10 protein-coding genes and 1 pseudogene are annotated in these 9,951 nt (G+C 61.8%); 6 read left to right on the forward strand and 5 right to left on the reverse strand.

Features of this window, described 5'->3' with window-relative positions:
* Window positions 1-123: 123 nt before the first annotated feature.
* Window positions 124-348: pseudogene (locus L9Z73_RS18125) on the reverse strand (muconate cycloisomerase); the annotation flags it as partial.
* 48 nt (window positions 349-396) lie between these two features.
* On the opposite strand from L9Z73_RS18125, the gene L9Z73_RS18130 reads away from it, so the two are divergent.
* Window positions 397-1,272 carry a LysR family transcriptional regulator gene (locus L9Z73_RS18130; protein ID WP_247403624.1) on the forward strand — a complete coding sequence of 292 codons (876 nt, stop codon included), beginning with the start codon at window positions 397-399 and terminating at the stop codon, window positions 1,270-1,272.
* Window positions 1,273-1,345: 73 nt separating this feature from the next.
* On the opposite strand, the gene L9Z73_RS18135 is transcribed toward L9Z73_RS18130, so the two are convergent.
* Window positions 1,346-2,338, reverse strand: coding sequence for an AraC family transcriptional regulator (locus tag L9Z73_RS18135; RefSeq protein WP_247403627.1), 993 nt, complete (start codon window positions 2,336-2,338; stop codon window positions 1,346-1,348).
* Between the two features lie 312 nt (window positions 2,339-2,650).
* Between L9Z73_RS18135 and antA the strand changes: the two genes are divergently transcribed.
* From antA to L9Z73_RS18155, 4 genes are all read left to right on the forward strand, one after another.
* A complete protein-coding gene (gene antA / locus L9Z73_RS18140; RefSeq protein ID WP_247403630.1) occupies window positions 2,651-4,042 on the forward strand; it encodes an anthranilate 1,2-dioxygenase large subunit in 1,392 nt (463 codons plus the stop codon).
* Window positions 4,042-4,533, forward strand: a complete 492-nt coding sequence (gene antB, locus L9Z73_RS18145; protein ID WP_247403632.1) for an anthranilate 1,2-dioxygenase small subunit — start codon at window positions 4,042-4,044, stop codon at window positions 4,531-4,533. Before antA ends, antB begins: the two co-directional genes overlap by 1 nt.
* A gap of 42 nt (window positions 4,534-4,575) precedes the next feature.
* Window positions 4,576-5,583, forward strand: coding sequence for an anthranilate 1,2-dioxygenase electron transfer component AntC (gene antC, locus L9Z73_RS18150; protein ID WP_247403636.1), 1,008 nt, complete (start codon window positions 4,576-4,578; stop codon window positions 5,581-5,583).
* A 73-nt stretch (window positions 5,584-5,656) separates the two neighbouring features.
* Window positions 5,657-7,060 carry an amino acid permease gene (locus tag L9Z73_RS18155; protein ID WP_247403638.1) on the forward strand — a complete coding sequence of 468 codons (1,404 nt, stop codon included), beginning with the start codon at window positions 5,657-5,659 and terminating at the stop codon, window positions 7,058-7,060.
* 85 nt (window positions 7,061-7,145) lie between these two features.
* Here the strand turns inward: L9Z73_RS18155 and kynA are convergent, their stop codons facing one another.
* Both kynA and kynB read right to left on the reverse strand, forming a co-directional pair.
* Complete coding sequence (gene kynA / locus L9Z73_RS18160) at window positions 7,146-8,003, reverse strand: tryptophan 2,3-dioxygenase (protein ID WP_247403640.1); 858 nt, start codon at window positions 8,001-8,003, stop codon at window positions 7,146-7,148.
* Window positions 8,000-8,650 (reverse strand): arylformamidase, encoded by a 651-nt coding sequence (gene kynB / locus L9Z73_RS18165; protein WP_247403642.1) that lies wholly within the window; start codon window positions 8,648-8,650, stop codon window positions 8,000-8,002. Before kynB ends, kynA begins: the two co-directional genes overlap by 4 nt.
* Before the next feature lie 399 nt (window positions 8,651-9,049).
* On the opposite strand from kynB, the gene L9Z73_RS18170 reads away from it, so the two are divergent.
* A complete protein-coding gene (locus tag L9Z73_RS18170; RefSeq protein ID WP_010566207.1) occupies window positions 9,050-9,394 on the forward strand; it encodes a cupin domain-containing protein in 345 nt (114 codons plus the stop codon).
* Between the two features lie 47 nt (window positions 9,395-9,441).
* Here the strand turns inward: L9Z73_RS18170 and L9Z73_RS18175 are convergent.
* Window positions 9,442-9,951, reverse strand: a 510-nt coding sequence (locus L9Z73_RS18175; RefSeq protein ID WP_247403644.1) for an NAD-binding protein, incomplete at its 5' end; no start/stop codon positions are given.

The raw sequence follows: 9,951 nt of genomic DNA on the forward strand, positions 1-9,951 counted from the left end.
CGGCGATCAGTTGAGGCTTCATCAGGGTTCCAAGGTGGGGCGGTATCCGGGCGCGCGATCATACCGGGATTGATGGTTTTTTGAACAATATTTTCGGGTTTTCAGCTGGAAGGCCGATCGAGTGGTGGTGGCTTCGCCGATGCCTTCAATGCCGTCGGCGCAACGTAGGCGGATGATCACCAGGGTCTGGTTTTGCATCGTGTGCATCGCCAGCTTGTGCGGGCGGATGGTGGGGAGGTCGACGATGATGGTCTCGATCGACTCGATGGCGCAAATCGGCATGGCTATACCCGTTGGGTTCTTTATAGATTTGAGCCGATTCTGTGCCGCATTTTTCAAGGGTTCCAATATAGAATTGGTCTCGCACAATACCTTCAAGGTATCAAAGGAGCTGTCATGGAACTGCGACATCTGCGCTATTTCCAGGTGCTGGGCGAAACCCTCAACTTCACCCGCGCCGCCGAACGCCTGCACATCGCCCAGCCGCCGTTGAGCCGGCAGATCCAGCAATTGGAGGATGAATTGGGCGTGATACTGCTGGAGCGCGGCCGTCCGCTGCGGCTGACCGAGGCCGGGCGGTTTTTCTATGAGCACGCCAACGTGCTGCTGGAGCAGTTGGGCAAGGTCTGCGACACCACCCGGCGTATTGGCCAGGGCGAGAAGACCTGGCTGGGCATCGGCTTTGCGCCGTCGACCTTGTATGGCGTGCTGCCCGAACTGATTCGTCGGCTGCGCAACCATGAAGCGCTGGAGCTGGAGCTGGGGCTGTCGGAAATGACCACCTTGCAACAAGTCGAAGCGCTCAAGGCCGGGCGCATTGATGTGGGCTTCGGGCGGATTCGCATCGATGACCCGGCCATCGTCCAGCGCGTGCTGGTGGAGGATCGCCTGGTCGCGGTGCTGCCCGCCGGTCACGCCTTGCTGAACGCGCCCGCCACCCTCGCCCAACTGGCCGCCGAGCCGTTCGTGCTCTACCCCGGCAACCCACGGCCCAGCTATGCCGACCATGTGATCGCGCTGTTCGACGCCCACGGCTTGAGCCTCAAGGTGGTGCAATGGACCAACGAATTGCAGACCGCCATCGGCCTGGTCGGCGCGGGCATGGGCGTGACGCTGGTGCCGGCGTCGGTGCAGGTGCTGCATCGCGCGGACATCGGCTACACGCCGGTGGTGGAAGCCACCGCGACCTCGCCGATTATTCTCAGCCGGAGGGTGAATGATCAGTCGCCGGGGCTGCGACATTGCTTGCAACTGGTGGAAGAACTGATCTGAAATCTCCCAGGCACTGGTGATCAAATGTGGGAGGGGGGGCAAGCCCCCTCCCACATTTGATCTGCGGTGTTTTTTAGACAGTGCGCAGGCGGTTGCGCTGTAGAGTCTGGCTCGGCGACTCATCGAACAGCTTGCGATACTCCGCCGAGAACCGCCCCAGGTGCGTAAACCCCCAGCCCAGGGCAATCTCGGAGATGGTGCGGGTTGAGCCGTGTTCGAGGATCTCCTGGCGCACCGCCCCTAGCCGATACTTTTTCAGGTAAGCCATCGGCGACAGCGCGAAGTATTTGCGAAACGCATCGAACAGCTTGAACCGCGAGACCCCGGCGGCGGCTTCCAGGTCTTCCAGATGCACCGCTTCGCGGGCGTTGTCGTGAATGTATTGGCGGGCGCGGATCAAGTAGTGCGGCAGTTTCACGCCGAGTACGTCGCGCAGTTCCTCTGAATAGTTATTCGGCTGGGCGAGGATCAGGCCCTTGATCAGCGAGCTTTCCAGGTCGCGGGTAAACGCCGCCTGCTCGTACAACTCGCTGCTGCGCGCAAGCTCCGCGATGAAATAACGCGCCATGCGCCACCACGAGGCCGGGGCACCGTCCACCGCATCCATTACCGACTCGAAACGCAGCGGCGCCTCAATCGGCCGTTGCAGCAGCCCTTCCAGCGACTCGTTCATCGCCGCGCGGGTAATCACCACCTGCAACTTGCGGCAATCGCCGGAAATCGCCAGCACCTGGTGCTCATTGGGCGAGATGATCACGCCTTGATCGCGGTTGGAACTCAGGCGCTCGCCGTTCTTGCTCAACTCCTGCTCGCCCACCAGCGGCAGGCTCAGGCTGTAGCTGCTGAAGTGCTCGGCGTCCTCGATGTCGATGGTCACGTCGGTGCCGTATTCGATCACACCCAGGGTGGTGGCGCGGGACTTGAACACGTTGGCGCTGTGATGGAAACGCAGGCGCTCGGGCGTGGCCGTCTCCAGGCGGTGCGGCCCGCAGATGCCGGACATCCAGCTGCGGGCGCCCTCCAGGTCGAAGCGTTCGATACGGATATCGCGTGTATGACTACTCATCAGGCTGCACCCACGGCGGTTAGGCGGTTGCGCGCTCTGGCGGCGCGTCGTGACAGATCGACAGCAAGTTCTGCGCCACGGCGGCAGTCTCGCTGCTGGGTGGATAGCAACGCTCGACTATGTGGATAAACCACCGCCTTCTGCGCGCACCGCCCTGCATGACAGTAGCGCATCGCGTCACCGCCCTGCACCGGCGTGGGTATTTGCTGCCCAACTATCCGGCCCGCCTTCGCCCATTAAGCGGATAGCCCGCCGCCTCGGTGCAGCCTCTAAATGGCTTACCCGTTCAGCCATTATCAAAAGGTGCGTCCCATGAGTGGTGCAAGAAGCGTCGAGCAATGGAAAAGCTTCATCGACAGCTGCCTGGATTTTCGCCCCGCCGATGAAGTGTTCCGCATCGCCCGCGACATGTTCACCGAGCCGCAACTGTTCGACCTGGAGATGGAACTGATCTTCGAGAAAAACTGGATCTACGCCTGCCACGAAAGCGAACTGGCGAATAACCACGATTTCGTGACGATGCGCGCCGGGCGCCAGCCGATGATCATCACCCGCGACGGCGACGGCCAACTCAACGCGCTGGTCAACGCCTGCCAGCATCGCGGCACCACCCTCACCCGCGTCGGCAAGGGCAACCAGTCGACCTTCACCTGCCCGTTCCACGCCTGGTGCTACAAGAGCGACGGCCGGCTGGTGAAGGTCAAGGCACCGGGGGAATACCCGGAAGGTTTCGACAAGGCCACGCGCGGCCTGAAAAAAGCACGCATCGACAGCTACAAGGGCTTTGTATTCATCAGCCTGGACGTGAACGGCACCGACAGCCTGGAAGACTTTCTCGGCGACGCCAAAGTGTTCTTCGACATGATGGTCGCCCAGTCCGCCACCGGTGAGCTGGAGGTGCTGCCGGGCAAGTCCGCGTACACCTACGACGGCAACTGGAAGCTGCAGAACGAAAACGGCCTGGACGGTTATCACGTCAGCACCGTCCACTACAACTATGTGGCCACGGTGCAGCACCGCCAGCAGGTCAATACCGCCAATGGCACTGCGGCCGGCGCGACGCTGGACTACAGCAAACTCGGCGCCGGCGACGCGAATACCGACGACGGCTGGTTCGCCTTCAACAATGGCCACAGCCTGCTGTTCAGCGACATGCCCAACCCCACGGTGCGTTCCGGCTACGCCACCATCATGCCGCGCCTGGTGGCAGAACACGGCCAGCCAAAAGCCGAGTGGATGATGCACCGCCTGCGCAACCTGAACATCTACCCAAGCCTGTTCTTCCTCGACCAGATCAGCTCGCAGTTGCGCATCATCCGCCCGTTGGCGTGGAACAAGACCGAGATCATCAGCCAGTGCCTAGGGGTGAAACACGAGTCCGACGCCGACCGGGAAAACCGCATCCGCCAGTTCGAGGACTTCTTCAACGTCTCGGGCATGGGCACGCCGGACGACCTGGTGGAGTTTCGCGAGGCCCAGCGCGGTTTCCAGGGTCGCCTGGAGCGCTGGAGCGATATCTCACGCGGCAGCCACCGCTGGGCCACCGGGCCGACGCCGAACAGCGAAGCCCTCGGCATCCAGCCCGCCATGACCGGCACCGAGTTCACCCACGAAGGCCTGTACGTCAACCAGCACCGCAACTGGCAGCAGTTCCTGCTCAACGGCCTCGACCAACGCGCGCTGAAGCTGCGGGAGGTGGAATGATGAATGCGCCATTGCAGTACCGGATCGAGCAGTTTTTCTATCGCAAATCCGAGCTGTGCGACGCCCAGGACTGGGACGCCTACGTGCAGTTGTTCGACCCGCAGAGCGAGTTCCACCTGCCGCAATGGGACTCCGAACACGTCTACACCCGCGACCCCAAGCGCGAAATGTCGCTGATCTATTACGCCAACCGCACGGGCCTGGAAGACCGCGTGTTCCGCCTGCGCACCGGCAAGGCGGCGTCGGCCACGCCGATGCCGCGCACCTTGCACCTGATCCACAACGTGCGCATCGCCGAGCAGGCGGACGGCACGCTGGAGGTGCGCTTGAACTGGCACACGCTGTTCTATCGCCTGGCCACGTCGGAGCAGTTCTACGGCCACGCGACCTATCGTCTCAAGCCCCATGGCGACAGTTGGCTGATCACCCGCAAGCACGCGTTGTTGCTCAACGACACCATCAACTCGGTGCTGGATTTCTATCACCTTTGATCAAGCCCATCACACTTGTCATGTATACGCGGAGTCATGTGGATGAATCACAAAGTGGCCTTCAGTTTTGCCGACGGCAAGACCCTGTTTTTCCCGGTGGGCGCGCATGAAATCCTGCTGGATGCGGCCCTGCGCAACGGCATCAAGATTCCGCTGGATTGCCGAGAAGGCGTGTGTGGTACCTGTCAGGGCCGCTGCGAGAGCGGCGAATACAGCCAGGACTATGTGGACGAGGACGCCCTCTCCAGCCGCGACCTGCAACAACGCAAGATGCTCAGTTGCCAGACCCGGGTGAAGTCGGATGCGACGTTCTACTTCGACTTCGATTCCAGCCTGTGCAACGCACCGGGGCCGGTGCAGGTGCGCGGCACGGTGAGTGAGGTGCAGCAGGTCTCGACCAGCACCGCGATCCTGCAGGTGCAACTGGACCAGGCGCTGGACTTTCTGCCGGGCCAATACGCCCGCCTGGCGGTTCCTGGCACCGACAGCTGGCGCTCGTACTCCTTCGCCAACCGGCCGGGCAATCAGCTGCGGTTTCTGATCCGCCTGCTGCCCGACGGGGTGATGAGCAACTACCTGCGCGAACGTTGCCAGGTCGGCGATCAGTTGCTGATGGACGCGCCGCTGGGGGCGTTCTACCTGCGCCACGTCAGCCGACCGCTGGTGCTGGTCGCTGGCGGCACCGGGTTATCGGCGTTACTGGGCATGCTCGACGAACTGGCGACCAACGCCTGCGAGCGGCCGGTACACCTGTACTACGGCGTCCGCGGCGCCGAGGACCTGTGCGAAGCGGCGCGCATCGAGGGTTATGCGTCCACGCTCGCGGATTTTCGCTACACCGAAGTACTGAGCGACCCGCCGCCCACATGGCCCGGCAAGCGCGGCTACCTCACCGAGCATTTCAACCTGGCCGAATGGCGGGACAGTTCGGCCGATATGTACGTGTGCGGGCCCCCTCCGATGGTCGAGTCCATCCAGCAATGGCTGGCGGATCAGGCACTTGATGGCGTTCAGCTGTATTACGAAAAGTTCACGCAGAGTAATATCTGACCCCTCAGCACTTCTGAGGGGTTGGGCGCGGCGTGCAATCAACCCCGAGAAAAACAAGTAGAAGGGAATGTTAATGGCGGATGACATGGTTAACCCGGTAGGCCTCAAGCGTGGCCTGAAAAACCGGCATATTCAGCTGATTGCCTTGGGCGGTGCGATCGGTACGGGGCTGTTCCTCGGCTCGGCCGGGGTGCTCAAGTCGGCGGGGCCGTCGATGATCCTCGGCTATGCGATTGCCGGTTTTATCGCGTTCCTGATCATGCGCCAGCTCGGCGAGATGATCGTCGAGGAGCCGGTGGCCGGTTCGTTCAGCCACTTTGCGCACAAATACTGGGGCGGTTACGCGGGCTTCCTGGCGGGCTGGAACTACTGGGTGCTCTACGTGCTGGTGGGTATGGCCGAGCTGACGGCCGTAGGCAAGTACATCCAGTTCTGGTGGCCGGAAATTCCGACCTGGGTCAGCGCGCTGGTGTTCTTTGTCGCGGTGAACCTGATCAACACCCTGAACGTGAAGTTCTTCGGCGAGACCGAGTTCTGGTTCGCGATTATCAAGGTGGTGGCGATTGTCGGCATGATCGTGCTCGGCTGCTACCTGCTGTTCAGCGGCACCGGCGGCCCGCAAGCGTCGATCAGCAACCTGTGGAGCCACGGCGGTTTCTTCCCGAATGGCGGCATGGGGTTGTTGATGTCGATGGCGTTCATCATGTTCTCGTTCGGTGGCCTGGAGCTGGTGGGCATCACCGCCGCCGAGGCCAGCGAGCCGCGCAAAGTGATCCCGAAAGCGATCAACCAGGTGGTGTACCGCATCCTGATTTTCTACGTCGGCGCACTGACGGTGCTGCTGTCGTTGTACCCATGGGATCAACTGCTGCAAACCCTCGGCGCCTCGGGCGATGCCTACAGCGGCAGCCCGTTCGTGCAGATCTTCTCGCTGATCGGTAACGACACCGCCGCGCACATCCTCAACTTCGTGGTGCTGACCGCGGCGCTGTCGGTGTACAACAGCGGCGTGTACTGCAACAGCCGCATGCTGTTCGGCCTGGCCGAGCAAGGTGATGCACCGAAGGCGCTGATGAAGCTCAACAAGCAAGGCGTGCCGCTGCGCGCCCTGGCGATTTCGGCGCTGGTGACGCTGCTGTGCGTGGTGGTCAACTACGTCGCGCCGCACAGTGCGCTGGAGTTGCTGTTCGCCCTGGTGGTCGCTTCGTTGATGATCAACTGGGCGCTGATCAGCCTGACTCACATCAAGTTCCGCAAAGCCATGGGCGAGCAAGGCGTGGTGCCGTCGTTCAAGACCTTCTGGTTTCCGTTCAGCAACTACCTGTGCCTGGCGTTCATGCTGATGATCATCAGCGTAATGCTCGCGATCCCGGGCATTCGCGATTCGGTGTATGCGATGCCGGTTTGGGTGGGGGTTATCTACATTGCCTACCGGTTGCGCGTCAGTAAGGCGAAAGCGGTAGCCGCCGCGCAGTAATACCCCTGTGGGAGGGGGCAAGCCCCCTCCCACATTTTTGATTGCATTCCAAAATGAAAAGCCCCGGTGATCCGGGGCTTTTTGTTTACAGCGTGGAACGCACTCGCCACAGCTCGGGGAACAGCACCGTGTCGAGCATCTTGCGCAGGTAACCCACGCCCTCGGTGCCGCCGGTGCCGGGCTGGAAGCCGATGATCCGCTCCACCGTGGTCACATGGCGAAAGCGCCATTGGCGGAAGGAGTCTTCCAGGTCGATAAACTTTTCGGCCAACTGGTACAGGTCCCAATAACGGCTCGGGTCGCGGTAGACCTCGCGCCACGCCGCTTCCACGGACGCATCGTGAACCGTCGCCGCCGTCGGGTCGCGTTCGGCGCGTTGCGGGTCGATCGCCAAACCGGCCTTGGCCATCAGGTTGATCGCCTCGTCGTACAGCGACGGCGTGGCGATTGCCACCTGCAGTTCTTGCAACAATTGCGGGCGATGGGCGTGAGGCCGCAACAGCGCCGGGCTTTTGTTGCCGAGGATGAATTCGATCTCACGGTACTGGAACGACTGGAACCCCGACGACTGGCCGAGGAACGGACGAATCGCCTTGTACTCCGACGGGGTCATGGTCGCCAGCACCGCCCAGGCGTGTACCAGTTGATCGAAGATCCGCGACACCCGCGCCAGCATCTTGAACGCCGGCGGCAGCTCGCCCAGGCGCAGGTGTTCGCGGGCGGCCTTGAGTTCGTGGAGCATCAGTTTCATCCAAAGCTCGGAGGTCTGGTGTTGGATGATAAAGAGCATTTCGTTGTGGTCCGGCGACAGCGGGTGCTGGGCGCTGAGGATTTTGCCCAGGTCCAGGTAGTCGCCGTAGCTCATGGACTCGGAAAAGTTCAGCTCGGCGTTATGCCATTCTTCCGGCGGTTGGTAATCCTCTGAAAAGGGACATTGGCTCATCGTGCGGGCTCCACAAGCGGGCGCAGGATTGCGCGGACCGGGCTGGCATCGAGGTGGGCAAACCGCAGCGGCAGCGCGATCAGTTCATAGTCGCCCTCCGGTACGTCATCGAGCACGATGCCTTCGAGAATCGCCATGCCATGACGGGCCACGGCGTTGTGAGAATCCATGGTCTTGGACTGCTGCGGGTCCAGGGACGGCGTGTCGATACCGATCAGGCGCACGCCCAGGCTGGCGAGCAGCTCGATGGTTTGCGGGGCGATGGCGGTGAAGTGCGCATCCCACTCGGTCAGCGGCGCTTGTGGATAAGTGCGCAGCAACACACGTTCCGGCACGTTATCCACACGCCCGTCCAACTGCTGCGGCTGTACCAGTGCGCCGCTGTCCAGGCAATGCAACACGCGGCACGGGCCCATGTACACGTCCAACGACACCTCGCCAATCGGCGCGCCGTCCGCGCTGTAGTGCAGTGGCGCATCCACATGGGCGCCGGTGTGCGGCGACAAGGTAATGCGCCCGACATTCACCGGGCACTCCGGGCCGAACTGCCACACGCGCTCTTCCTGGAACGGTGTATCCCCCGGCCAGGTCGGGGTCGCCGTACTCAGGGGCGGGCTGATGTCCCACCACGTTTTTATTGGGTTCATATCAAGGCTCTCGGTCGTGACTGAGGTGAATGATACGAGGGCCAGCTGTGAATTTTCTTGCGAATTCCTGCGCCAAGTGGGGAATCTTTCGCACTTACTGCGAGGAAACGGATTATCTACGCTCAAAAATGTCGCCTAGCCACCGTGGAGCTGCCACCAAGGATTAATGTGGGAGGGGCGGTGCGACGATTCGACTTGCCCCCGATGGCAGTGTTTCAGTTGACACATGTGCTAGCTGATCCGCAGCCATCGGGGGCAAGCCCCCTCCCACATGAACTTCGCGGTTCCCGGACAATCGCAGTCCCTGCGCTTCTGGGCATCCGGATGTCGAGTTCAGACCATTGACCCTGCCTGCGACGCTATAGGGTTCGACTCTCGTTCACTTGCCTCGGAGTCATCATGTCCAAGCCCATCACCGTACTGCGCGACACCCACCCCTTGCCGGTCCTGGATGCCTGCAAATGGGAAAAGCTCGAAGGCGACCCGCACACCGTCAACCTCAACGCCTATACCAGCGAAGACGGCAGCAAGATCATGGGCACCTGGATCTGCACACCGGGCAAGTGGTACGTGGAATACGTGAAGTGGGAATACTGCCATTTCCAGGAAGGCTACTGCGTAATCACCCCGGAAGGCCTGGAGCCGATCCATTTGCGTGCGGGGGATATCTTTGTGGTGGAGCCGGGGATGAAGGGGACGTGGGAAGTGGTCGAGACGGTGCGTAAGTATTTTGTGTTTGCTTGACCGCGATAACCTGTGGGAGGGAGCACGCTCTCTCCCACAGGGTTTGTTTATTTGGGCTTGCGGTAGCTGTTGATGATCGCCGAGAAGTCCTTGCCCCCTTCCCCGCGCTGGCTCATCGATTGATACAACTGCTGGGCCACAGCGCCGAGGATCACCGGTTGGTGCGCCTGGCGCGCAGCTTCAGTGGCCAGGCCCAAATCCTTGAGCATCAGGTCGGCGCCAAAACCGCCGGTATAGCCCCGGGACGACGGCGCGGTTTCGATCACGCCAGGCCATGGGTTGTAGGTGTCGGAACTCCAGCAGCGCCCGGTGGAGCTGTTGATGATGCCGGCCAGCACCTGAGTGTCGATGCCCAGCGCATCGCCCAGCGCCATGGCTTCGCTGACGCCGACCATGCTGATGCCCAGCAGCAGGTTGTTGCAGATCTTGGCGATCTGGCCGGTACCGACGTCGCCGCAACGCACGATGTTGCGGCCCATCTGCGCCAGCACCGGTTGCAGGGTGGCGAACAACTCCGGGGTGGCGCCGACCATGAAGGTGAGCGTCCCGGCTTGCGC

Source organism: Pseudomonas emilianonis (assembly GCF_023072625.1).
Classification (GTDB): domain Bacteria; phylum Pseudomonadota; class Gammaproteobacteria; order Pseudomonadales; family Pseudomonadaceae; genus Aquipseudomonas; species Aquipseudomonas paraveronii.